The sequence below is a fragment of the Pseudoramibacter alactolyticus ATCC 23263 genome (assembly GCF_000185505.1).
GTDB classification, from domain to species: domain Bacteria; phylum Bacillota; class Clostridia; order Eubacteriales; family Eubacteriaceae; genus Pseudoramibacter; species Pseudoramibacter alactolyticus.
Genome location: NZ_GL622359.1, coordinates 113751 through 137847, shown reverse-complemented (window position 1 = coordinate 137847; position 24097 = coordinate 113751). Strand labels below are relative to the sequence as shown.

General features: G+C 58.5%; 21 protein-coding genes and 3 pseudogenes. 4 read left to right on the top strand and 20 right to left on the bottom strand.

Annotated elements, in window-relative coordinates; genetic code table 11:
• Positions 1–4: 4 nt before the first annotated feature.
• From asrB to HMPREF0721_RS00580, 11 genes are all read right to left on the bottom strand, one after another.
• Positions 5–793, bottom strand: coding sequence for an anaerobic sulfite reductase subunit AsrB (asrB, locus tag HMPREF0721_RS00635; protein WP_006597564.1), 789 nt, complete (start codon positions 791–793; stop codon positions 5–7).
• On the bottom strand, positions 790–1821 hold the full coding sequence (gene asrA / locus HMPREF0721_RS00630) for an anaerobic sulfite reductase subunit AsrA (RefSeq protein ID WP_006597563.1): 1032 nt from the start codon (positions 1819–1821) through the stop codon (positions 790–792). The genes asrB and asrA overlap by 4 nt, the downstream gene beginning before the upstream one ends.
• Before the next feature lie 226 nt (positions 1822–2047).
• The gene (locus HMPREF0721_RS00625; protein ID WP_006597562.1) at positions 2048–3724 is read right to left on the bottom strand and encodes a sensor histidine kinase; all 1677 of its coding nucleotides are present in this window, start codon (positions 3722–3724) and stop codon (positions 2048–2050) included.
• Positions 3721–4428, bottom strand: coding sequence for a response regulator transcription factor (locus tag HMPREF0721_RS00620; protein WP_006597561.1), 708 nt, complete (start codon positions 4426–4428; stop codon positions 3721–3723). Before HMPREF0721_RS00620 ends, HMPREF0721_RS00625 begins: the two co-directional genes overlap by 4 nt.
• Positions 4425–5072: a phosphate signaling complex protein PhoU gene (gene phoU / locus HMPREF0721_RS00615; protein WP_006597560.1), complete on the bottom strand. Its 648-nt coding sequence runs from the start codon at positions 5070–5072 to the stop codon at positions 4425–4427. The genes HMPREF0721_RS00620 and phoU overlap by 4 nt, the downstream gene beginning before the upstream one ends.
• Positions 5072–5839 (bottom strand): phosphate ABC transporter ATP-binding protein PstB, encoded by a 768-nt coding sequence (gene pstB, locus HMPREF0721_RS00610; protein WP_006597559.1) that lies wholly within the window; start codon positions 5837–5839, stop codon positions 5072–5074. Before pstB ends, phoU begins: the two co-directional genes overlap by 1 nt.
• A gap of 105 nt (positions 5840–5944) precedes the next feature.
• A complete protein-coding gene (gene pstA, locus HMPREF0721_RS00605; RefSeq protein ID WP_006597558.1) occupies positions 5945–6682 on the bottom strand; it encodes a phosphate ABC transporter permease PstA in 738 nt (245 codons plus the stop codon).
• Positions 6679–7551 carry a phosphate ABC transporter permease subunit PstC gene (pstC, locus tag HMPREF0721_RS00600; protein WP_040639807.1) on the bottom strand — a complete coding sequence of 291 codons (873 nt, stop codon included), beginning with the start codon at positions 7549–7551 and terminating at the stop codon, positions 6679–6681. Before pstC ends, pstA begins: the two co-directional genes overlap by 4 nt.
• 118 nt (positions 7552–7669) lie before the next feature.
• On the bottom strand, positions 7670–8521 hold the full coding sequence (locus HMPREF0721_RS00595; RefSeq protein ID WP_006597556.1) for a substrate-binding domain-containing protein: 852 nt from the start codon (positions 8519–8521) through the stop codon (positions 7670–7672).
• Between the two features lie 271 nt (positions 8522–8792).
• On the bottom strand, positions 8793–9509 hold the full coding sequence (locus HMPREF0721_RS00585; protein ID WP_006597554.1) for a DUF975 family protein: 717 nt from the start codon (positions 9507–9509) through the stop codon (positions 8793–8795).
• A 121-nt stretch (positions 9510–9630) separates the two neighbouring features.
• A complete protein-coding gene (locus HMPREF0721_RS00580; RefSeq protein ID WP_050786931.1) occupies positions 9631–10383 on the bottom strand; it encodes a DUF975 family protein in 753 nt (250 codons plus the stop codon).
• A 179-nt stretch (positions 10384–10562) separates the two neighbouring features.
• On the opposite strand from HMPREF0721_RS00580, the gene HMPREF0721_RS00575 reads away from it, so the two are divergent.
• The 3 genes from HMPREF0721_RS00575 to HMPREF0721_RS00565 are packed head-to-tail and all read left to right on the top strand — an operon-like array spanning position 10563 to position 12410.
• Positions 10563–10931 carry a GntR family transcriptional regulator gene (locus HMPREF0721_RS00575; RefSeq protein ID WP_006597552.1) on the top strand — a complete coding sequence of 123 codons (369 nt, stop codon included), beginning with the start codon at positions 10563–10565 and terminating at the stop codon, positions 10929–10931.
• Positions 10924–11625 (top strand): ABC transporter ATP-binding protein, encoded by a 702-nt coding sequence (locus HMPREF0721_RS00570; RefSeq protein ID WP_006597551.1) that lies wholly within the window; start codon positions 10924–10926, stop codon positions 11623–11625. Before HMPREF0721_RS00575 ends, HMPREF0721_RS00570 begins: the two co-directional genes overlap by 8 nt.
• The gene (locus tag HMPREF0721_RS00565; RefSeq protein ID WP_006597550.1) at positions 11619–12410 is read left to right on the top strand and encodes a hypothetical protein; all 792 of its coding nucleotides are present in this window, start codon (positions 11619–11621) and stop codon (positions 12408–12410) included. Before HMPREF0721_RS00570 ends, HMPREF0721_RS00565 begins: the two co-directional genes overlap by 7 nt.
• Before the next feature lie 77 nt (positions 12411–12487).
• On the opposite strand, the gene HMPREF0721_RS00560 is transcribed toward HMPREF0721_RS00565, so the two are convergent.
• From HMPREF0721_RS00560 to HMPREF0721_RS00520, 9 genes and pseudogenes are all read right to left on the bottom strand, one after another.
• Complete coding sequence (locus tag HMPREF0721_RS00560; RefSeq protein ID WP_006597549.1) at positions 12488–13228, bottom strand: ferritin-like domain-containing protein; 741 nt, start codon at positions 13226–13228, stop codon at positions 12488–12490.
• An 86-nt stretch (positions 13229–13314) separates the two neighbouring features.
• The gene (locus HMPREF0721_RS00555; protein WP_040640116.1) at positions 13315–14118 is read right to left on the bottom strand and encodes a class II glutamine amidotransferase; all 804 of its coding nucleotides are present in this window, start codon (positions 14116–14118) and stop codon (positions 13315–13317) included.
• 138 nt (positions 14119–14256) lie between these two features.
• Positions 14257–14835, bottom strand: a complete 579-nt coding sequence (locus HMPREF0721_RS00550) for an ANTAR domain-containing response regulator (RefSeq protein ID WP_156788666.1) — start codon at positions 14833–14835, stop codon at positions 14257–14259.
• 36 nt (positions 14836–14871) lie between these two features.
• The gene (locus tag HMPREF0721_RS00545; RefSeq protein WP_006597546.1) at positions 14872–16170 is read right to left on the bottom strand and encodes a glutamine synthetase family protein; all 1299 of its coding nucleotides are present in this window, start codon (positions 16168–16170) and stop codon (positions 14872–14874) included.
• A gap of 31 nt (positions 16171–16201) precedes the next feature.
• Entirely contained in the window at positions 16202–16924 is a 723-nt protein-coding gene (locus HMPREF0721_RS00540) for a GltB/FmdC/FwdC-like GXGXG domain-containing protein (RefSeq protein ID WP_006597545.1), read from the bottom strand.
• Between the two features lie 11 nt (positions 16925–16935).
• Positions 16936–18186, bottom strand: coding sequence for an NAD(P)/FAD-dependent oxidoreductase (locus HMPREF0721_RS00535; protein ID WP_156788665.1), 1251 nt, complete (start codon positions 18184–18186; stop codon positions 16936–16938).
• A gap of 9 nt (positions 18187–18195) precedes the next feature.
• Entirely contained in the window at positions 18196–18642 is a 447-nt protein-coding gene (locus HMPREF0721_RS00530; RefSeq protein ID WP_040640114.1) for a 4Fe-4S dicluster domain-containing protein, read from the bottom strand.
• A 14-nt stretch (positions 18643–18656) separates the two neighbouring features.
• Positions 18657–20162: pseudogene (locus HMPREF0721_RS00525) on the bottom strand (glutamate synthase-related protein).
• Between the two features lies 1 nt (position 20163).
• Positions 20164–21265, bottom strand: a pseudogene (locus tag HMPREF0721_RS00520) (class II glutamine amidotransferase).
• A 449-nt stretch (positions 21266–21714) separates the two neighbouring features.
• Here HMPREF0721_RS00520 and HMPREF0721_RS00510 point away from each other — a divergent pair.
• Positions 21715–23838 (top strand): annotated as a pseudogene (locus HMPREF0721_RS00510) (glutamine synthetase III family protein).
• The last annotated feature ends 259 nt before the right edge of the window (positions 23839–24097 follow it).

Below are 24097 nucleotides of genomic sequence, written 5' to 3'. Positions count from 1 at the left end.
CTCCTTAATCGATTAAGCCCTTGCTCTCGGTGTAATTAAACACCGGACCGTCGAGACAGACATATTTATCGCCGATGCGGCAATGCCCGCACTTGCCCAGGCCGCAGCACATTTTGCGCTCCTGAGACACCCAGATACCCGTCTCGGGAATGCCGAGTTCTAAAAGACCGGCCGCTGAAAAGCGCATCATCGGCGGTGGTCCGACCACGATGGCCACGGTGTCCGCCGGGTCGCGAAGGGCGAGCTTCGGAATGTATTCGGTCACAAAACCCTGACGGTAACTATCGTCGCCATTGTTGCTGTCGGTGGTAAGAATGACCTTCGCCGTTTTTTCCCAGCGGGTCAGGTCGTCCCGGAAGAGAATATCGTCCGGCGATTTGAACCCGACGATCAGCGTCAGCGAGCGACAATCTTCAGGGTGGGTCGCGAAATAATCCACGACGCCACGCACCGGCGACAGCCCCGTCCCTCCGGCGACCACCACGATATCCTTGCCCTTATAAAGATCGACGTCGAAGCCGTTGCCATAGGGCCCGCGCAGCAGCAGGGTATCCCCGACATAGCGCTCAAACACCTCGTCGGTTACCACGCCGACCCGACGGATCGTTAGATCCACGAAATCTTTGCCGATGCCCGACACGGAGATCGGCGCCTCGCCGAATTTCGGCACGGACACTTCAAAAAACTGTCCCGGGCGCACCGGCCCATCATAGCTCAGCCGGAAGGTGTATTCAATATCGGTATGGGGAATAACCGCCGTCACCGTCGACGCAAAGGGAATATAGGTGTTCATGCCTGGCCTCCTCCCCGGGTGCGCACCTCGCCGTCCACCTTGTTGAGGATCACCGCGAAGTCGATGTATTCCGGGCAGATGGCCGTGCAGCGCCCGCAGCCCACACACATGTTGCGGCCGAAGCGCGCCCGGTGGTCATACACCTTGTGCAGCGCTTTAAAGCGCATCCGCGCGCCGTTTTTCTGGCGGTAGCTGCCGCCGCCGGCCACATCGGTATAGCCGTCGATCATGCAGGAGGCCTGCACCCGGCGCCGTTCGCCGATGCGCCCCGCGTCGTCATAAAACAGATCCTGCATGGTGAAGCAGGTGCAGGAGGGGCACACCAGGGTGCAGCGCCCGCAGGCGATGCAGCGCTCGTCGTATTCCTTCCAGATGTCCGAGGCACAAAGGGCCGCCCGGTCGGGAATCGCCTCCGGCAGGGCCACCTGCACCGCGTTTTCGCTCACTGTCTGCGGCGTCACCGGCTGTTCCGGTGCGCCGATGCCGGCGAGGATGCCCTGCCAGCCCGGATCCTTCACATCGAGCAGGAAATCATCCCCCGCCGGGTCGACGGCCATGTCGTAATCCGGGGCCACATTGGTCCCCATAGAAACGCAAAAACAATCCTCGAAGCTGTGGTCGCAGCCCATCACCACAAAGCGGCAGTGCTCTCGCAGGCGCTTGTAATAAAAATCTTCCTCGCCGTTTTTCAGGTACATATCGTCCAGCACTTCGAGGGCACAGCGATCGCAGTTGCGCAAAAAAATCACCGCACCGCCTTTTCTGGGAGATTCCGCCTCGGCGGTGGACTCTCCGGCAAAATAAAACAACGTCTGACGAACCGGTGTGAACGCCTCTTTAAACGAATAATCGGCGCGGCGGTCGAAAACCACTTCGTCGATGGACGTCACCGTGTCATAGCGCACGATATCCGTCTCGGAAAACCGCCCCGTCCCGGCGAAAAGCTTCGGCGCGACCACCGTAAACCCCTCGGCCTGCCAGGCGTTAAACAACGCGTCCATCTGGGCGCGTCCAGCACGAAAACCCATAGTGCCTCCTTCTCTGATCCAATGCCAATCAAAACACAAATTGCGGCCGGCCGCCGCCGTGCAAACTTTGGTCGGACCGCTCAGCGCCTATTATAGGCACATTATAGCACCCTCGTCCGTTGGCATGACAACACTTTGACAAAAAAGTTTAGCTGTTTGCGTTAATTTCACGCCGATGAACCGTCCATTGAAACCGCATGAAAAAAGAGGCATTGCTGCCTCTTTTTCATCTCAATGAATGATCCGGAAAGTGAATGACAAAGCGCGAACCCTTCCCGACGGTGCTCGTCACTTCGATTCGGGCCCGGTGCATCATCGCGCCGTGCTTAACAATCGACAGCCCAAGTCCGGTGCCGCCGGTCGCCTTGCTGCGGCTCTTATCCACGCGGTAAAACCGCTCGAAGATCCGCGGGCGGTCGGCTTCTGCAATGCCAATGCCCGTGTCTGTCACAGTCAGCCGCGCGCCGGCTTTCTCCCGGACCGCTTCCATAACGACCGTCCCCCCCGGCCGGTTATAGGTCACGGCGTTGTCCGCCAGGTTATAAACCATCTCGTAGAGTATGGTCGAAAGACCCGTTATCCGCACATGTTCTCCGGAGACCGTAAGGCTCACCTCCCGCGCTGCCGCCTTCTCGGACAGATCGGCGCACACCTGCTCGGCCAGCGCCTTCAAATCCACCGGCACCGTCACTTCATCCACGGCCGTCTCATCCAGCTGGGTCAGACGGATGATATCGCCGATGAGCTTTAGCAGGCGGCGGGCTTCCCCGGTGATCTTGCCGGCAAAAGCAGCAATGTCCTCCGGCTCTGCAATGCCGCCCTCAATGATCTCCGCATAGCCCATAATCGCCGTCAGCGGCGTTTTGAGCTCGTGGGACACATTGGCGGTGAAATCCCGGCGCTGCCGCTCAGCCGCGCGCTGATCCGTCACGTCCGAGATGAACAGAGCCACGCCGTAATTCCCCTCGCCCACCTGCACCGGGCTGGCCAAAAGCCGATAAATGCGGCCACCCTGCGCCATGGTGCGCTCTTCCCGCCGGCCGGCCAGTCCCGCCCGAACGCCGGCCAGATAATCCGGATCCCGGCTGAACGTCAGATAAGATGGATTCGGACGCGTCATCTGTCCGTGGCGCAGCGCCGCCTGATTGATCGACAGAATGTGCCCGGCGTGATCGATGATGATGAGCCCCTCGCTCATGGTGTCGGCAATGATCTCAAACTCTCGCTGCCGCTCGGCGAGCTCAGCCATCTGCCGCTCGATCTGCGCATGTTGCCGGTCCAGACGCATCAGCAGCGGCGACAGCTCGTCGTAGGAGGCACCCGCCAGCGGATGATCCAGATCCAAATGATCGATGGGCCGCAGAATAGCGGCCGACACCCTGTCGGAGACGACAAAGGCGCCCACCGCCACGATCATCAGCAAGAAGGCGATGATCGATGCCGCACTGCCGAAGATCCCCAGCATGTTCATTCTGGTGTCTGCCAGGCGCAGCACCCGTCCATCCGAAAGGCGCCGTGCATAATAATCGGTCGACTCCGACAGGGTGGCCGACAGCCGCGAGGCCGAGCCGCTGCCCTTTTGAAGCGCCGCTTTAATCTCCGGGCGACCTTTATGATTGCCCAGTGCCGCAGCGGATACATAAGAATCGTAGAGCACCCTGCCGTCCGGCCGCACCAACGTGATGCGTGTGTCGCTCGTCTTTCCGGCCTGCTTCAAAAAAGCCGTCTCGGCGCCGCTGGAACGCACGTCAAGCGCCTGGGCCATCACACGGGCTTCTTCGCGCAGCATCCGATGTTTTTCAGCCGCCATCTGTCTGGAAAGCAGCGGCAGAATAATCGCCACGGTTAACACCAGCACCGTTAACGCCGTCACAAAAAGACTGCGAAAAATCTTCCTCTTCATCGTTGCTCCGAACCTTCTCCAATCGCTTCCGTTCCCTTGCCAATGCGATAGCCGACACCGTGCACCGTCTCAATCATTTTTCCCGCGTCACCCAGCTTCTGGCGCAGCGTCCGGATGTGCACATCCACGGTCCGGGTTTCCCCGTCGAAGTCGTAGCCCCAGATTTTGGTCAGCAAGGCGTCCCGGGTCAGCACCGTGCCGGCCCCCGCCAGGAGCAGGGCCAGCAGATTGTATTCTTTGAGGGTCAGCGCGACGGCCTTTCCGGCCACACAAACCCTGTGCGCCCGGACATCCATCGTGATGGGCCCCGCCGAAAACGTTGATGCCGGCGCCCGCATGGTCCGCCGCCCCACGGCACGAATGCGGGAAAGCAGTTCCATCATACCAAAGGGCTTGGTCATATAGTCATCGGCCCCGGCGTCCAGCCCCATCACCTTGTCGACCTCGGCGTTTTTCGCCGTCAGCATAATCACCGGAATCTCCCGGGTCCGTCCCTGCGCGCGCAGCTTTTTCAAAACGGCAATCCCGTCTTCCCCCGGCAGCATGATATCAAGCAGCACCAGATCCGGCAGCGTCCCGGCCTGCAGGGCCTGCCAAAAAGGCCCCGCGGCGGCAAAGCCCTCGACGTTGTGCTCTGAACGGTTCAAGGTATAGACAATGAGTTCGCGGATGCTGTCGTCATCCTCCACGCAGTAAATCTTCATCCGAGTTTCTCGTGCTTTCCGGTGACGGCAAAGCGCACCCACTCGGCAATATTGCAGGCGTGATCGCCGATACGCTCCAAATATTTCGCCACCATGAGCACATCAAGCGCCATCGCGCCATCGATAGCTTTCTCCTCGATTAAGGCGATCAGCTCCTGTTGAATCGCGGTGAACTGCGCATCGACCACATCGTCCTGCGCCGCGGTGGCCACGGCCAGCGCCGCATCCCGGCGCACATAGGCATCCACTGCCCCGCGCACCATCCCGGTTACCGCCTTGCCCATGGCTTCGATATGAGTCTGGCGGGCCGTCCGGGACAAATCGCTTTGCATGGCGATCTCCGAAATATCCGTCGCTTGATCGCCGATGCGTTCCATGTCCGTGATCATCTTCAGCGCCGAAGAGATCATCCGCAGATCCTTTGCCACCGGCTGCTGGGAGAGCAAAAGCGACAGACACTGCCGCTCGATGTCCCGTTCCATCCGATCGATGTCGGCATCCTCAGCCAAGGCTTCCTGCGCGGCGGTGCCGTCATGCCCCTGCACCACCTTCACCGCTTTCGTGATCACATGCTCGCACAAGGCGCCCATCTGAATTATCTGATTGTTGAGGGTTTCCAGTTCCCGGTCAAATTGATGGCGCATCAGCCAAACCTCCCCGTGATATAATCCTCTGTCCGCTTGTCCTTCGGCAGCGAAAACACCTGCTCCGTATCGCCGTATTCCACCACTTCGCCCATCAGGAAAAAAGCCGTCTTGTCCGAAATGCGCGTTGCCTGCTGCATGCTGTGGGTCACAATAACAATAGTATACTGATCTTTGAGCGTCGTAGCAAGCTCTTCGATTTTGGATGTGGCGATGGGATCGAGGGCCGACGTGGGCTCGTCCATCAGAAGCACCTCCGGTGCCACCGCCAGCGCTCTGGCGATGCAAAGCCGCTGCTGCTGTCCGCCGGAAAGGCCCAGGGCCGAACGCCCCAGCCGGTCCTTCACCTCATCCCAAATCGCCGCCCGACTCAGCGAGCGCTCGACGATTTCGTTAAGCGCCGCCTTGTTCTTCACGCCGTGAGTCCGCGGGCCATAGGCCACATTGTCGTAAATGCTCATCGGGAAGGGATTCGGCTTCTGAAAAACTATCCCCACCCGACGGCGCAGGCAGCTCACATCCATCCCGTCATAAATATCCTCTCCGTCGAGGGTCACCCTGCCCGCAATGCGGCATTCCGCCACCAGATCGTTCATGCGGTTCAGGCTTTTAATGAAGGTGGATTTGCCGCAGCCGGACGACCCGATAAAAGCGGTGATCCGGTGCTCCGGCATCGCCAGATTAATCTTTTTCAGCGCCTGAAAATCGCCGTAATACAAATCCAGATCCTTTGCTTCCATTTTGGATGGCGATCGTTTGTCGTTCATTTATCTTGTCTCCTTTGTCTGCCTCGCGATGCGTGCCGAGATTTTTGACGAAATCAAATTCAGCAGGATGACCATGACGAGCAGCACGGCCGCTGTCGCATAGGACTAATCGACATGCATCCCTTCCGTCCAAAGTGCGTAAAGGTGGACGGCCAGTGTTCGCCCGCTGCCCATCACGCCGGCCGGGATCTGCGCCACGGTGCCTGCGGTGTAAATGAGTGCGGCCGTTTCCCCGACGATGCGCCCGACGCCCAGAACAATCCCGGCAAAAATGCCCGGTGCCGCGGCGGGCAACACGATGTGAAACACCGTCCGCAGTTTGCCCGCCCCCAGGCCGAAGCTCCCTTCGCGGTAGCTGTCCGGCACGGCAGTGAGCGCCTCTTCGCTCGCGCGCATGACCACCGGCAGAATCATCAGTGCCAGGGTGCAGGCCCCGGCGAGCATCGAATATCCCCAGTGCAGCCGCGTCACAAACAAGAGCATCCCGAAAATGCCGTACACGATGGAGGGAATCCCCGTCAGCGTCTCCGATGTCAGGCGCACCACGGCCACCAGCCGGCTGTTCTTCTTCGCGTATTCCACCAGATAGATGGCCGCGCCGATGCCGAGCGGCACCGCGATAATCAGCGACAGCCCTGTCATGATCACGGTGTTGACCAGCGCCGGAAACAGCGAAACATTTTTCGAGGTGTAGTGTCGTGCGAACAGCGCCGGCCCGAGATGAGGAATCCCTTTGATTCCCACACAGGCAATGATAAAAATCAGAATGCCTGCCGTGATGCCCGCCGCAGCCCACACCATCCCCCGGAGGATTCCGGCTTCTTTTTTGCTTCGATTCGTCATCGCCTGTCGTCCCTTCTCTTCAAGAGGTTAAAGCCCAGATTAATGAGTAGGATAAATACAAAGAGCACCGCCGCCGTGGCAATGAGCGCCTCCCGGTGCAGTCCGCTGGCATAACCCATTTCCAAAACAATATTGGCCGTCATCGTGCGCAGTCCCATAAAGAGACCGCCCGGAATCACCGCCTGATTGCCGGCCACCATGATAACCGCCATGGTTTCCCCAATGGCCCGCCCCACGCCAAGAATGACCCCGGCAAAAATGCCGGAGCGTGCCGCGGGCACCACCACTTTAAACACGGAGCGTTCCGGCGTCGCGCCAAGACCCAGCGATCCCTCGTAATACGCAGGCGGCACCGCTCGGATCGCCGCTTCGCTCATCGCGATGATCGTCGGCAGGATCATCACGCCGAGGATTATGCAGGCTGCCAGCATGCAGGCGCCTGCCCCGCCGGCGGTGCTGCGGATAATCGGCACCACCACCTGCAGCCCAAAAAAGCCGTAAACCACCGAGGGAATCCCCGCCAGCAAATCAACCCCGGGCTTTAAAAACCGATACAGCCGCTTCGGGCAGAAACATGCCATGAAAATCGCCGTTAAAAGGCCGATCGGCACCCCGATAACGATCGCGCCGGCCGTGACGCAGATGCTGGCCAAAATCATTGGCAAGATGCCGTAAAGGTTGTTGCCCGGGCGCCAAACCGTGCCGCCGAGGAAATGCCCGAAACCGATTTTGGCCATGCCGGGGATCCCGTTCGCAAACAGGAAAACACAGATGAGTGCAATGCCGAGAATCGACACCGAAGCGCACACCATCAAAACAATGCGCATGATGTTTTCCTGCCCTTTTTTTCGATGATATTCCTGATTCATTCCTCTCTCCAGATACTGCATTTCAAAAAGATTCGGGGATGTGTTTTGATACAACCCATCCCCGACCAAACGGTTGTGGTAGACGACAAGCCGTCTTTAAAACAGCCCGCCGATCAATCTATTGAATGCTGCGCCAGTCCGTCGTCTTGCCGGTATAGATATTGCAGATCGCCTGCGTGGTCAGGGCCTCCACCCGATTGTCCCGGTTGACGATGACGGCAATCCCGTCCATCGCGATCTTTGTCGTCTTAATGCCCTTGGCCTGCTCGTCGTCCTCCAGTTCGCGGGAAGCCATGCCGATATCAAAAGTGCCCTCTGCCGCACCGGCAATCCCCGTGGACGAATCCGATTCCTGCACTTCGATCTTGGCGTTGGGGTTCACCTTCTGATAAGCTTCCTTGAGCTTTTCCATCACCGGTGTCACCGAAGAGGATCCCCCGACCGTGACCTTGCCGGCGGGCTTTGCCCCGGCATAGGTGCTGCCCGTTGCCACCGCGATATAGCCGTTCTTTTCAATCACTTTCTGACCATCCGCAGACAGGATGAAGGCGATGAAATCTTTGGCCGGCGCGCTCAGATTACCTTTTGTCACAATATTAAACGGCCGGGATAAGTGATAAGAACCATTTTTAACCGTTTTGACCGAGGGGGCGACCCCATCAACCTTGACCGCCTTGACACTTTTGTCCAGCGAGCCCAGAGAAATATAGCCGATGGCGTCGGTGTCGTCTTTGACCGTCGACAACACCACCGCCGTCGAATTGGAGACCGTCGCCGCACTCGTGGTTCGATCCACCTTTTCGGATCCCTTTTTCGCTTGAATGCCGGTCAGCTCGATAAAGGCGCCCCGGGTCCCGGAGCCGTCTTCCCGGGAGACGACATGGATTTTCCCGCCGCCTCCGCCACAGCCTGCCAAAACAAAAACGCCTGCCAGCGCCGCCGCCATCATCGCCATCATTATCTTCTTCATATTGTTCTCCTTTTAAAATACACGATGCGAGCCCTGCCGCATCCCGTTGGATTTGTTTTTATGATAAGGGCGGTATGTTAAATGTAAAAGCGCCGTCGTGTTAAATCTGTGTAAAATCGGCACACAAAAAGCCCCGGCTTCGGATGCGTCTCCAAAACCGGGGCTTGTTTTAACCATCACGCGCCTGCCGTTAAAATCCGACCGGACCGTTTCCGCCGAAACGATCGGCCCTCGACGGAACAGGCGGCGCCGTGTCTTCGTGAAGCGGCGTTCAAACTGCCGCGCCGCGGTCCCCGCCATCGTAGCCTTCAGCCTTGATGGCCTTCATCGCGATGTAAAGCTCCGCGTTGGTCTGCTCCACATAGGGCGACAGCCACAGTGCCGAATAAACATAGGCCGCCAGTGTCAAAAGCACCGACACTGCGCCAACACTGCGCATGCCGATCATCAGCGGAACGCTGCAAATCAATCCCCAGCCAATAAACGACAGGGTCAGCACGAATATGTCGCCCTTGTAGCCGTCCGTCATAGCCTTGGAGCGATTAAAGGCCGCCGACCGGTCGATGGCAGGATCCTCTGCCAGCATAAAGGACACGAAATAATACTGATAACTTTTGATGATCCCTGGCACGATGAGCAACAGCGACCACAAACCGATAAACAGGTACATCAAGAACAGGGTTTTAACCACGTTGCCGTAATGATTTTTAAACCCGAAAAACAGATCTGATACCTGAGCGCGGCCCTCACGGTTGTTCAATACCAGCCGCGCGGCCCCGACCGACAGCGGGTTAACCACAAAAATCATGAGCACCAGCCCCAAAAGGCCCATCACGGGCCGAAATGATGTCCTGCTCATCGCGCCATAGCACTGGCCGATCACACAGGAAACCGCGATGTAAATGATAAAGGCGATTGCCGTCACACTGTAATGCGCCGCGATCGCGCGCTTTGCCTGCTGTTTTAAGGCCCTTCTTGTCCACTTCATTTTTCAAAACCTCCTTTGAAACCATTTAGCCATGGCCGTCGGCCGATCGATGCGGCCAACAGTCTGTCGCCATATCTAAAAGGTCCGGACGACGGTCTGTCTTTCCCGGACTGCTGTTTTTTTAAAGATAAATCGTATCGTCGCTGCTGCCGCCAAAATCGTCTGCGCCGTTGCCGTCGCCGGATGCAGACGGCAGGGCTGACGCGCCGGCTTCAGGCGTCACGTCCTCATAGGACGTGGCTTGGACCGGCCGGCCGCCGCCGTAGCCGGGCGTCGCCGTGCCGCCGCGAATCGCCGCATAAAGCTCCGCATTTGTCTGAGCGATATAGGGCGCAAACCAGAAAATCCCCACAATGCCGCAAGTGAGTCCCGAGACGATGCCCCAGCCGATGAACGACAGGTCGAGAACAAAGATATCACCCTTTTGCCCGTCGGTGAGTCGGCGGGACGTATCCAGCGCATCGTGATAATCCATGTCCGGATTTTCCGCCAGCAGATAGGGCACCAACCGATATTGATAGGCCTTCACAATCCCGGGGATCACAAAAAGCAGGCTCCACAGAGCAATGAACAAGTTCATCATGAACATCGTTTTTAAAATATTGACATAATTGCTTTTAAAACAAAAAACAAATCTTTCCAATTCGGCCGGGCCCTCCCGGTTGTCCAGGGCAAAACGCGCCGCGCTGACCGCCAGCGGCAGGATCAGAAAAATCTCCGCCACGATCCCGCCGGCCATCGGAATGAGAAAACCCGCCCCGCCGGAGCCGGCCGCTACCAATACCAGCAAAAAGAAAAAGAGGACGCTGCTTCCGTAATTGGCACGGAAATGCGCTTTGGCCTCTGTTTTAAGTTGTGCTCTTGTCCAATTCATAAAAACCTCCATTTTTTCAAATTAAGCCAATATTAACATTTCCACTCCCTTCGACGCAAACTATTTTTAAATTCTTAACAAAATAATTGCTTCTTTTTTTAAAAAAACCTTGACAGACTTCGTTCTTCGTCGTACACTTGTGCTAAGATATTAATACAAAACATTTTAAGGAGGCGCCTATGAAATGGCATATCGACCCCAAGCGGCCGATCTATCTCCAGCTCATCGAGCAAGTGGAGCGACACATTATCTCCGGGGATTACCGCCCCGGCGACAAGCTCCCCTCTGTTCGCGAATTGGCAAAGGAAGCCGCTGTCAATCCCAACACGATGCAGCGGGCCCTGGCAACCCTGGAGCAATCCGGCTTGCTGTTCACCCAGCGCACCGCCGGACGTTATATCACGGAGGATACCCAATTGATTGAAAACATTCGGGGGCGGCTGGCCGACGAAACCATCGCCACATTTTTAAAACAAATGCAGCAAATGGGCTTTGACCGCAAAAAAACCATTGCCCTGCTCATCCAAAAGGAGGACATCCATGAATAACTGTCTACTCGAAGCGAACGATTTGAGCAAACGCTACGGACGTCGCACCGCCCTCGATCATTTAAACCTCGGCCTTGAAGCCGGGCGCATCGTCGGGCTGCTCGGTCCCAACGGCAGCGGCAAGACCACCTTCATCAAAACCGTCATGGGCCTGCTCACCCCCACGGAGGGCAGTCTAACCATCGACGGGCTGGCCCCGGGTAAAGATGCCAACGCGCTGATCTCCTACCTGCCGGATCGCCTTTATTTCGACAAGCACATGAAGGTTTCGGCACTGATCGCCAAAATGGCCGATTTTTATCCGGATTTTGACGAATCCCAGGCCCATATTCTCCTGTCGACCATGCAGATCGACGTCGAATCGACCTTCAAGGAACTCTCCAAAGGGATGATTGAAAAGGTGCAGCTCGTCCTGGTAATGAGCCGCCGCGCGAAGCTTTATCTGCTGGACGAACCTATCGGCGGGGTGGATCCGGCGGCCCGGGATACCATCATCCAGACCATCATCAACAATTACAACCCCAAAGCGCTGGTGCTCATCGCCACCCATCTCATCGCCGATGTAGAGTCCGTTCTGGACGAGGTGATCTTCATCAAGGACGGCCGGGCGCTGCTGCACAAAAGCGTGGACGACCTGCGCGTCGAGCAAGGCAAATCCGTGGACGATTATTTCAGAGAGGTGTTTAAATGTTAGGCAAATTATTAAAATACGAAATGAAGGAAACCTGGCGCCTGATGGTCATCAGCTATCTGGCGATCATCGCCTGCGCACTGGTTTCGAGGCTGACCTTGCTCATCCCCGGATACATGGGCGGCATCATCCAGACCATTTTCCAATCCCTTTACGGCATTCTTTTCGTGGCCGTGCCCATCCTGCTGCTGGTGATGATCGTCAAGCGGTTCTACGACAATTTGCTGGGCTCCCAGGGCTACCTGACGATGACCCTGCCGGTCCATCCGGCCGAGCACATCGGCGCGAAGCTTTTGGCCGCTATCATCTGGACCATCGTAACGGCAGCGGTCGTACCAATCTCGCTGATTATCATCGTTCCGGATCTGATGCCCCATCATTTCCTCACGGCAGCGGAGCTCTCCCAGATGTTCGGCGCCGTCGGCCGGTATCATCTGGCGCTGCCCGTCGTCGAATGCGTGCTGCTGGTTCTGTTTGGGCTCGCCGCTTCAATTTTGATGTTCTACCTCGCCATGGCCATCGGCCAGCTGGTCAACCGGCACCGGGGCGCCCTTTCCGTCTTTGCCTATATCGGCATCAGCGTCGTCCTGCAAATTCTGAGCTTTGTCAGCATAGCCAGCTCTTCCGAGTATCTTGAAAGCAGCCCTTTCAGAGCCCTCTCCACTGCCCAGGCGGTACAGCTGGCCTCGGCTTATCTCGGCGTCTTCTTGCTCATCCAGGTGCTTCTCTGTGCGCTCTTCTTCGGCCTGACCACCTGGCTGCTGGGCCGCCATTTGAACCTGGAATAACGCCAATCTTGTGTGTATCCCCCTGTACAAAAAACACCCCGCTGCACGCTGCGGGGTATTTTTGATTGCCTTGATTTTTATGCCCATGTGCCGGTTGCAGCGATTGCCGCCGACTGTGCCAGCATCGCTTCCGCCTCGGAAAACAGGGCCCGCCGGGTATAGCCTGCCGCGGCAAAAACCGGCTTCGCCCCCAGCCACAGGGCATTCGCCGCCGCCCGCAGCAATCTTTGTCTGCGCCGGGCATCCGCCTCCCCTGCGCCGATTTTGTGCAGGGTCCAGGACTGAAAAACGATATGCCGGGATTCGTCGTGAAGCATCTGTGCGCAAATGCGCTGCAGCACCGGCGAGACCGTGCACCGGGAAAGGGCCGCATAATACGAAAGTGCCAGCATTTCTGCCGTCACCAGCACGGTGATCTCCCGCTTGAGGGTGCCGCCCTTGCGCATCCGGCGAAAAATCCGGTCCAGCAGGACGCGGGACGCCGGCGCAACGCCATAATAATCCATATAGCTTTTCAGATAGGCCGAGTGGCGATTCTCCTCGCGGATAAACCCGCGGATCGCCGGCAGATAGGCCGCATCGCCGGTGACCTGCACATAGGCCTCGGCACAGGCGATCAGACAGCACCCGTCAGAGGCTTCTCCTTTCTGGAATCGGCGCACACTGGGAAAGATCAGCCGTTTTTCATCGGCCGTCAGCGGCGTCTCCCTAGAAAAATCATTGACGAGCCGATGCGCGTGATTTTCGTCAAAATAGGCCGCCCAATCCATCTCTGCAGGATTGCCGATGCCGAGGGTGCTCAGATCAATCATTGCCATTCAATTCCTTCTCCTTTTCATTTCAAATATCTTCATGATAGCACAGGATCCCCTGAAAACGCAAAAAAGCCCCGAAGGGCTTCGCTTTACAAAAACGAAAAGTCCAGCTCGGGATGAGTGGGCTCGAGCATGATCCGGTAATAATCGCTGTGAAAAGCGACGTGATGGTTCTTGCCAAAGCGGGTGAAACGCCCGTCGCGAAAGGCAATCAGCTGCGTCTGGGGCACGGGCTGCCAATCGGCGTCGGTATAGGGCACCGTGGCAAACATCAGCGCCTCGTCTCCCGGCGTCGTATCCTCCGTGTAGTGCAGCTGCGCCGGCGCGTTGTTCGCGTGCACATAAAACTGCTCCCCGTCGTAAAGAAAGAGGTTGAGCTTGTTGCGGTCCGCATTGGATGCCAGCATGCTCTCAATCACGTCGAAGCGCTCATCCCTGTCGAGAGGGTGTCCCCGGCGACGGGTCGCCTCGTCGATCAAATCCATCAGATAGAGCAAAAGCCGTTCGGAATCCGTTTCCCCGTCCTGCAGATTAAAATATTTGAGCAGCGCCGTTCCGTTAAACACGGTACCGTTGTGAATCATCGTCCACTCCCGGCCGGTGCTGTCGTACGCCACGAAGGGATGGCAGTTGTTGACGTTGATGCTGCCCACGGTGGCGTAACGGATATGGGCCAGCACACGCTTGCGCCCGATGCCCTCGCCGATGAGCCGGGGCAAAAGTTTGGAATCGATGGCCCGCTCCGGATACTTGTGCATGCACATCCTGCCCACATCGTCAAACTCGGCCAGACCCCAGCCGTTGGGCTGATTCACGCTGCGCGCGTAAAAGCCTTTCAGTTCTTTTGTAATGTCGTGATTTTTTTTAGACGAATAGGCAAATAATTCACACATGACGGCCATCTCCTTAGCATAGTTTTCTGATATGTTTGTTTTATTTTAATGAGCCGCCCGTGTTTTGTCAAGCCTTTTCTTGACGCCGACCAAACAAAAAGCGGCAGATTATCTGCCGCCACGCATTGCCTGCGCCCACTACGAATGCTCGTGAATCACGGTTGCAATGATGCGCTCGGCCACCTCGACCGGCTTCATCCGCAGATCCATGGCCTTCTTCTGCAGGTAGCGATGGGCCGCCGCCTCACTGATGTCCAAATGTCCCATGAGCACGAGCTTGCCCCGGAAGATAATTTTTTGATCCGCGAGTTTGCGCTGCAGATCCTCAACCTTACGGGTCAGGGCCGTCACCCGCCGCTGCGTCCGGACCAGCAGTGAAATGTGCTGCGCCAGCACCGTCCGGGAGATCAGCTTGGTCACCACGAAGGCCGCCGTCCCCGCCAGCCGATCCGCCGCCGCTTCGGCCATCTCGCTTTTGACCAGTAAAATAATGCCGACCTCGTAATCTTCCTGCAGATCCAAGGCGCATTCCGTGCCGAATTCGTCCTCGAGAGGGGTGTTGATGATCACGAGATCGCAATTAATTTCCTGCATGCGCCGGCGTCCCTGCGCCCCGGAAGCTACTACCTCAATTTGATTGAAGGCCATTTCCCGAAGCAGGTCGATCACGCCGCGCTGAAGGTTTCCTTTTTGACAAATTACCAGTGCACACGCCAATGCCGGACCTCCTTCCCGCCGCCGATGCTGCCCGCGTCAATAGCCGGTGAAATAACGCGCCTGCTCCCAGTCGTGCACCGTCGTCATATATGCCTGCCATTCCGCACGCTTGATCGCCTGGAATTTTTCGGCCAGCTCCACCCCAAGCACCTCGGTGATCAGCGGATCCGCCGCCATGGCGCCCAGCGCATCGTTTAGCGACATCGGCAAAAATACGCCGATTTCGGCATCGCCCACCGTTTCCGGCAGCAAAGGCAGCCGCCGCTCGAGGCCGTCAAGACCGGCGGCGAGCATCACCGCATAAGTCAAATAAGGATTGCAGGTCGGGTCCGGACTGCGCACCTCCATGCGGCATCGGTGCTCGGCGTCGGCAGGAATGCGGATCAGTGCTTCCCGGGCGCTCTTGCCCCAGTTGATGCGACTCGGCGCTTCCATGCCGGTGGCCAGCCGCTTATAGGAATTGACCGTGGGATTGGCCAGGGCTGTGATGCCCGGCATGTGGGTCAGGATCCCAGCGGCAAAATGCCGGGCCTCTTCGGAAATATCGCCGTCCCGCTCGATAAAGAGGTTGTCGAGGCCGCGCATCAGCGACAGGTTGACGTGCATGCCGCTGCCGGGCTCGCCGTTGAGCGGCTTGGGCATAAAAGTGGCGTGCTGACCGTTGCGCTGGGCGATGTTGCGCACCACATTGCGCAAAATCATCAGCTGATCGGCCGCTTTGAGGGCCTCGGTGTAACGAAAGTCGATTTCGTGATGGCCGCGCCCGGTTTCGTGGTGAGAGCTTTCCACCACAAAACCCATGTCCTCCAGCGTGAGGATGATGTCCCGGCGGGTATTCTCGCCGCGGTCCCCCGGCGCCAGGGCACAATAATCGGCATCGTCCACCGGATCCGTGGTCGGCCGGCCGGCATCGTCCTGCTTGAAAAGATAAAACTCGCATTCGGCGCCGACGTTCATCGTATAGCCCAAAGCCTCGGCGCGGGCTATCTGGCGCCCCAGCACCTGGCGGCTGTCAGCCTCGCAGGGACGCCCGTCGGGATAAAAAACGCCGCAGATTACCGAAGCGACTTTGCCCCGCTGGGGCCGCCAGGGCAAAATCGTCGCCGTTTCAAAAAAGGGCTTAAGCACGAGATCGGAACGGTCCCGCCCGTCGAAGCCGGCCACGGCATTGCCATCGATGAGCACGCCGTCCTGAGCCGCGTCCGCCACCTGCTTATCCGACACCGCGACATTGCGGCTTACACCGTTAATATCGCAAAACTGCATGCGCAGAAATTTCACGTCATTTTCTTCGATAAATTCCTGCATGTCTTCCAGCGAATTGCCAATCATCATCGCTGCCTCCTGTCCCGCCGCGGCGCGGCGATCAATATGTGGTATATAAATTATTATAGGGATTGCCAGCGCTCGGTGTCAATTTATAAAAAGGTTTGCCGGCAAAGCGGCCGGGATCCGCCTCAAAGGTGTCGCAATAACGCTTGATTAACGGGGCGAGCCGCGCCAGATCCTTCTCGCCGCAGCGCTCGGCCTCAACCTGCGCCGGCAAACTCTCCGGAGCGGCGTCACAGCGGATAAACATTTCCCCGCCGTGCATGCCCGTGCCGCAATAGGGGCCCATCGGCACCGCGCCGCCGCAGCCGATCCCCAGCACCACGATGGTGCCGCCGGCCTGATATTCGCCGAGAAAGGCGCCGACCTTCCCGCCGATGACAATGGTCGGATGCTTTTCCCGATAGGCTTTCATGTGGATGCCGACGCGGTAACCAGCGTCGCCCTGCACATAGATGCTGCCGCCGCGCATGCCGTAGCCCAGCGTGTCGCCGGCGCTGCCGTGCACCACGATGTCGCCGCTGTCCATCGTGTCGCCAACCGCGTCCTGGACATTGCCGTACACGGTGATGTCGGTCCCGTTCAGATAGGCGCCAAGGGCATTGCCCGGCGTGCCGAATACCGTCAGCGCCTTGCCTTCCGTCCCGGTGCCGAGGTAGCGCTGGCCCAGCACCCCGCGCACCGTCACGTTGCGGCCGCAGGTCTGTTTGATCTCCTGGTTGAGCCGGGTGTAATATTTGCCTCTTGTTTCGATGATCATCGCGTTCTCCTTTAATGGGCCCGGGCCAGATCGGCCAGGCGCACGTCCTTTTCAAAGGCGGCAAGCTGCGGCGTCTTGAGCAGCGCCTCCCAATCGGCCGACGACAGCTTCGTCCCGTTTCGGATCATGTCGGTGTAGATCCCGGCGCGCTGGCAATCGCCGAGGATGATAAAGCCCACAAGCCTGTCATCTGCGATATAAAACTTGCGCAGGCCGCCGTCCTCGCCCCGGACCGTCACGGGCTCGCCCGCCGTGCTGCCGGCGGTGAGCAGATAAAAATCCTTAATGCCCATGGCGTTCACCGGGAAGGCCGCCTCAAACGCCGCGGCGCCGCCGGCCATATTGATGCCGGCCTTTTCCCCCTGCAGATAAGCGTTGGGGAGGATCGCGATATTGCGGTCCACGCCGGCGCTGATGTCGCGGCTTTGAGTGCAGTCGCCCGCCGCATAAACGTCGGCCAGGCTCGTGCGCTGGGCCGTGTCGGTCACAATCCCCCGTTCGCAGGCCGCCCCGGCATCCGCCGCGAGCTGCTGATTCGGGCGGGTGCCCACCGCCAGGATCAAAATATCAGTGGGCAGCACATCGCCTTCGCTGGTGGTGACGGTGCCGTCGGCCACCGCGGTCAGACTCGTTTTAAGGCGCAGGTCCACGCCAAGGCTCCGCAGGTGATCCGCCATCGCCGCGGCGCATTCGGCGTCGAGCACCGAGGGCATCACCCGATCGGCCAGATCCACCACGGTCAGGCTCGCGCATTGGCCCAACACGGCTTCTGCCGCCTTGAGTCCGATGAGGCCGCCGCCCATGATGACCACCCTCGATTCAGGTGTCAGCCGCTTGCCAATGGCCAGCGCGTCGTCCAGCTTCGTGAAAGTAAATGCGTTTTTCGCGCCGTTTGCCCCGGTAATGGGCGGCACGAAGGGCTTCGATCCCGTGGCAATAAGCACCTTTTCATAAACGATGCCCTCGCCGCCGGCCAGTTTTGCCGTGTGCGCCGCCGCGTCGATGGCCGTAACCGCTTCGCCCAGCCGGGCGTCAACACGGTTGACTTTATAAAAATCCGCGCCGCGGTAGCGCATGTGCTCGCGGTCCACCCGGCCTTCCAGCCAGTAGGAGATCAGCGGGCGCGAATACGTATGATAGGGCTCGTCCGATACCAGCACGATCTTCCCGTCGGGGTTGATTTGGCGGATGCCTTCCACCCCGCCGACCGCCGCCACGCCGTTGCCGACGATTAAATATTTAGTCTGAATTTCCCGGCTCATCATTCCCTCCTAATCCCGCGCTTCATAAACGATGGCGCGATTCGGGCATCCAGCGACGCAGGCGGGCGAGCCCGCGGCGTTTTCCAGGCAGAGCTCACATTTAAGCATCGTGTGGTCGCGGCCCACCACCAGACAGCCGTAGGGACACATGGCGATGCAGGTGCGGCAGCCCACGCATCGGTCGCGGTCGATTTTAACCACGCCGTCTTCGACAGAAAGCGCCCCGGTAATGCAGCCCTTCACGCAATAGGGCACCTCGCAGTGCCGACAGGACACGGCGAAGTGAATGGCCTCACCATCCTGGGTGCCGTCCTCAACGCGGATGCGCGGCAGGGGCGGCACATCCCGGCTGAAGGCCCGCACCATGTCGGGCTCGCCGGAATTCGCAAAGGCGCAGTTGTATTCACACAAATGGCAGCCAAGACACCATTCTTCGTTCACATAGACTCTTTTCACAATGTTACTCCCATTCATTCACCGGCGTGTTTAATACCGAGGATGGCCAGTTCCTTTTCACTCAGGCCGATGCCGCGGAGCATCAGCCGGTTGCCCTTCAGCGCTTCGATGGAATTGATCCCCATGCCGCCCATGATTTCCTTGATTTCGTGATTCCAGGCCGTCAGCAAATTGATGAGCCGCTCGCTGCCGATATCCGGATTGAGCCGCTTCACCAGATCTTCCCGCTGGGTCGCGATGCCCCAGTTGCACAGGCCGCGCTAGCACTGCCGGCACAAATGACAGCCCAGGGCGAGCAGCGCCGCCGTGCCGATGTAGCAGGCGTCGGCCCTGAGGGCAATGGCCTTGACCACATCCGCCGCCGAGCGGATGCTCCCGCCGACGACGATGGACACGTCGTTGCGGATCTTTTCGTCCCGCAAACGCTGATCCACCGCCGCCAGAGCCAGCTCAATGGGAATGCCCACGTTGTCGCGGATACGCGTCGGCGCGGCGCCAGTACCGCCGCGGAAGCCGTCGATGGCGATGACGTCGGCCCCGGAGCGGGCGATGCCCGAGGCGATGGCCGCCACGTTGTGCACCGCCGCGATTTTAACGATCACCGGCTTTTGATAATCCGTCGCCTCTTTGAGCGAGAAAACCAGCTGGCGCAGATCCTCGATGGAATAAATATCGTGGTGAGGCGCCGGGGAAATCGCGTCCGACCCCTCGGGGATCATTCGCGTCTCGAAAACCTTGGCTCGGATCTTTTTGCCGGGCAAATGGCCGCCGATGCCGGGCTTGGCGCCCTGGCCCATTTTGATTTCGACGGCGGCGCCGGCCTTTAAATAGCCCTCGTGCACGCCGAAGCGCCCGGAAGCCACCTGGACGATGGTGTTCGGCCCATAGGGATAAAGTTCCTTGTTCAAGCCGCCCTCGCCGGTGTTGTAGCAGGTGCCCAGCGCCGTCGCGGCCCGGGCCAGAGATTTGTGCGCGTTCTCGCTGATGGACCCATAGGACATCGCCGAAAATAGGATCGGCAGTTCAAGCTCAATCTGAGGCGGCAGCTCCGAGGTCAGCGCGCCGTGCGCGTCAAATTCAAGCTTGCCCGGCTTCTTGCCGAGAAAAACCTTGGTTTCCATCGGCTCGCGCAGCGGATCGATGGAGGGATTGGTCACCTGGCTCGCGTTGAGGAGGATCTTGTCCCAATAGATCGGATAATCGTTCGGGTTGCCCATGCTGGAGAGCAGCACCCCGCCGGTATCCGCCTGGCGATACACTTCTTCGATGGTGTGCTGCTGCCAGTTGTGGTTCGGGCGAAAGGTATTGTCGGTCTTGACGATCTTCAGCGCCCGGGTCGGGCAGAGCGTCACGCAGCGCTGACAATCCACGAACTTGCTCTCGTCGGCGCGCATGATCCCCGCTTCCGGATCCAGGGCGTGCACTTCCTCCGAGCATTGGCGCTCACAGACCCGGCACTGAATGCAGCGGTCGACATCCCGGTGGACTTCAAATTCCGGATATAAATAATGGATTCCCATGTCAGGCCTCCTCTTTCACGCGGACGATGATGGGCTCGCCGCCCCGGGGGGGCCCAGATGCCCTCGATGTCCGGGCAGACGGCGCGGATCGCCGATTCCTCGCTGGCGATATAAACCACGTCGTCCTTTTCGCCGGCGACCATCGAGCGCAGCTTGAGCCGATCGTTGAGCGCCATGAGCCCCTTGTTAAACCCGCAGATGATCGAAAACGGTCCGGTGATCAAGAGACTCGCATAGGTATTGCACAAAAGCTTGGCCCGGCGCGCCGCTTCTTCCGGCATGCGCTCGATCTCCTCCCAAAAGGGCGCCGCGATGATGCGGGCGATATCCTCATAATCGAAGCCGGCCTTGCGCTTCAGGTAATCGATAATGTAGGTGATCGCCTCCGTGTCGGTGAGCAGGCTGCAGGTGTAGCCGAACATTTCGATGGTGCGCCGATTGGTATCGTAGGAAGAAATTTCGCCGTTGTGCACCACGGAGTGATCCAGCAGCGCGAAGGGATGGCAACCGCCCCACCACCCCGGTGTGTTGGTCGGGTAGCGGCCGTGAGCCGTCCAGCAATAACCGTCGTATTCCTCGAGGCGATAAAATTCGCCGACGTCCTCCGGGAAACCGACGGCCTTGAAAATGCCCATGTTTTTCCCGGAGGAAAAAATATACGCGCCTTCGATGGCGGTGTTGATATAAAAAACCGTGTCGGCGATGAATTTTTCCTCGTCGATTTCGCCGCGCTCCTCCTGGATCCGGTTGAACAGCGGATTAACAAAGTAGCGCCAGATCAGCGGCGCATCGCCGATCCGCGGGTGCTTTTTCACCGGGATGCGGCTCATATTCGCCACGTCAAAATAGCGGTCGAAGTAGCGCTCGGTTTCCTGGCGGGCCTGCAGATCGTCATAAAACACGTGGAAGGCATAAGCGTTGGCGTATTCCGGATAGATGCCGTAGCCCGCGAAGCCGCCGCCGAGCCCGTTGGCGCGGTCGTGCATCACCGCGATGGCATCGATAATCGTGCGGCCGTTGATACTGCGCCGGCCGGTCTTGTCGATGATGCCCGCGATGGCACAGCCCGACGGGATTCTGATTTCTCCTTCTTTTCTTAACATCACATTCTCCTTCTTTCTCCGGCGCACCAAGACGCCGCGTGCGTTACAAGCAAGGTCCTTCTCAAAGAAAAAAGACGCGCCCCAGCCGCCGACCGGCAGACCGATAAAACGCCATCCGCTTCACGCTTGGTGGCTTGTCTGCACAATCGACCGCTTGGGGAACGCCTTTGTTCCATGGTCTTCTTGATGTATACAATTTTTAGATTGCTGTTATTAAACCACAGCCCGCCATCCTTGGCAAGCCTTAATTGATCGAAAAGGATTGCAGATTTGTATACAGCATCCTACTTTGTTTTTTTGCACGAAATTCCTTGACAAGTCCTTCCGCATCGCCTATCCTATAGGCATCTTCAATAGCGAATCTGGCAAAGGCGCCTGCACGTTTGAACAAGCGTGCCGGCGTTTTTTTATTTTCGCCAAGCCATTCGATTTTCAAGAAGGAGGCAATCATGTCTGACGTTTTAACCGAAATCAAGGATCAAAAGGACAGCGTCGTCGAGCTGTTCGGCTCGAAAGTTTTCAATATCACGGTGATGCGCAAGCGGCTGCCGGGGCACATTTACAAAAGCGTGCTGCGCACCATTAAGGAAGGCACCCCCCTCGAAAAGGACGCCGCCGAGGTGGTGGCCAACGCGATGAAAGACTGAGCCATGGAGCTGGGTGCCACCCATTTCACCCATTGGTTCCAGCCGATGACCGGCGCCACCGCCGAAAAGCACGACGCCTTTATCAGCCCCACCGACGAAGGCAAAGTCATCATGGAATTCTCCGGCAAAGAACTGATCAAGGGCGAACCGGACGCCTCTTCCTTTCCCTCCGGCGGGCTGCGGGCGACCTTTGAAGCCCGGGGCTACACCGCCTGGGACCCGACTTCCTTCGCCTTTGTCAAGGGCAAATCCCTTTACATCCCCACATCCTTCATCTCCTACTCCGGCGAAGTACTCGACAAAAAGACGCCGCTGCTCCGCTCAATGAAGGCCCTGTCCGACGAGGCCATCCGCATCCTGGCACTCTTCGGAAAAACCGACGTGAAAAAGGTGACCACCACCGTCGGCGCCGAACAGGAATATTTCCTGATCGACAATGACATGTATAAAAAGCGCAAGGATTTGATCCTCACCGGCCGCACCCTCTTCGGGGCCGACGCGCCCAAGGGGCAGGAAATGGAGGACCATTATTTCGGGCGCATCCGCGGGCGGGTCCGCCACTTCATGCGCGAGGTGGACGACGAGCTCTGGGCTCTCGGCGTACCGAGCAAAACCCGCCACAACGAAGTCGCCCCCTGCCAGCACGAGCTCGCGCCGGTATTCTCCACCTCCAACCAGGCGACGGACAACAATCACCTAATCATGGAAACCCTGCGCCGCATCGCCCCCAAACACAACCTGCATTGCCTGATCCACAAAAAACCCTTTGAGGGCATCAACGGCTCCGGCAAGCACAACAACTGGGCCATCAGCACCGATACCGGCGAAAATCTGCTGGATCCCGGCGGCGATCCGGCGAGCAATCTGCAGTTTCTGCTCTTCCTCGTCGCGGTGATCGAAGCGGTCGACCGCTATCCGGAGCTGCTGCGCTCCACCGTGGCCTCGGCGGGCAACGACCACCGTCTCGGCGGCAACGAAGCGCCCCCGGCCATTATCTCGATCTTCCTCGGCGACCAGCTAACGGCCGCCCTCAAATCCCTGGAAACCGGCGAAACGGTCGAAACCGCTCGAGATCTGATCATGGATATCGGCGTCGACTCGGTGCCGAACTTCATCTCCGATGCCACCGACCGCAACCGCACCTCGCCCTTCGCTTTCACCGGCAACAAGTTTGAATTCCGGATGCTGGGCTCCAATCAGTCCATCGCCGGACCGAACATCGCCCTCAACGCCGCCGTGGCTGAAGTGCTGCGGGAATATGCCGATGCCCTGGAGGGCAGCACCGATTTTGAAGCCGACTGCCGCGAATTTCTGCGCGGCCGCCTCTCTGCGCACAAGCGCGTGATCTTCAACGGCAACAATTATTCCGACGAATGGGTGGCCGAAGCTGCCCGCCGCGGCCTGCCCAATCTCAAAACCACGCCGGAGGCCTTTGCCGATTACTGCCTGCCGAAGAATGTGGACGTGATGGCCCGCCACGGCATTTATTCCGAAGAGGAAATGAAGGCCCGCCAGGAAATCCACCTGGAGGAATACGCCAAAACCATCAACATTGAAGCACTGACCATGCTCTCGATGGCCCGACACGAAATTCTGCCGGCGGTGCTTAAGTGCGAAAAGGACCTGACGACCATCCTCGCCCAGAAAAAGGCCGTCGGCCTCGATACCAAAGGCAGCGTCGAAGCCAAAATGGCCGCGCGCATCTCCGCGCTGGCCGGCGGCATGCTCGAAAAGACCGACGCGTTGGAAGCCGCCAATCGCGCCGCCCAGGCCGCCGCCGACGCCCAGGAAAGGGCCGATGCCTATTGCAATGCGGTGATCGGCGCGATGAACGCCCTGCGCGCCGTCGCCGACGAGCTCGAAACCATCGTCGGCCGGGAATACTGGCCCTATCCGATTTATGAAGACCTGCTCTTCTACGTTTAATTCACAACCTTTCAATCCTTCCAACCCTTTCAATCACTCGCATATTCGCAAAGACGCGCCCATCTCCTGGCAGGAGATGGGCGTTTTGAACGGCCCCTGTGGCGCCCGGCCGCACGCCGCCTCGGCGTGACATTCTCCTTTGTCGCCATGCGGCAAACCATTAACATCTTCTATACCCAAAAAGCACTTCACGGCCACAGGTGAAGTGCTTTTTGTTGGCATCATTCGATGCGCCGGCCGTAAGCCCATCCACGCGTCC